Origin of the sequence: Streptomyces hazeniae, from assembly GCF_031845485.1 — a bacterium.
Lineage (GTDB): Bacteria > Actinomycetota > Actinomycetes > Streptomycetales > Streptomycetaceae > Streptomyces > Streptomyces hazeniae.
This window is the reverse complement of record NZ_JAVREQ010000158.1, coordinates 1-464: the sequence shown is the minus strand read 5'-3', so window position 1 is coordinate 464 and position 464 is coordinate 1. Positions and strand designations below refer to the sequence as shown.

Sequence of the window (464 nt, the reverse complement as noted above, 5' to 3'; positions counted from 1 at the left end):
ATCTGGGGCTACGCGGAGCTGCTGCTCGGCTCGAACCCGGCCGTGTGGATGTACTCCTCGGGTCCGGCCTTCGCGGGCATCCTCTTCGAGGAGGGCACGGAGGAGCAGAAGAAGGTCGCGGAGATCGCCGTCGAGAAGCAGTGGGGCTCGACGATGGTGCTGACCGAGCCGGACGCCGGCTCCGACGTCGGCGCCGGGCGGACGAAGGCCGTGCAGCAGGAGGACGGCTCCTGGCACATCGAGGGTGTGAAGCGCTTCATCACCTCGGGCGAGCACGACATGTCCGAGAACATCCTCCACTACGTGCTGGCCCGCCCCGAGGGCGCCGGCCCCGGCACCAAGGGCCTCTCGCTCTTCCTGGTCCCGAAGTACCACTTCGACTGGACCACCGGTGAGCTGGGCGAGCGCAACGGTGTGTACGCGACGAACGTCGAGCACAAGATGGGCCTCAAGGCGTCCAACAC

At 67.7% G+C, this 464-nt stretch carries 1 protein-coding gene; it reads left to right on the top strand.

Annotation, left to right across the window (positions count from 1 at the left end; all coding sequences use genetic code 11):
- Nucleotides 1-464, top strand: a 464-nt coding sequence (locus RM572_RS29090; protein ID WP_311676351.1) for an acyl-CoA dehydrogenase family protein, incomplete at both ends; no start/stop codon positions are given.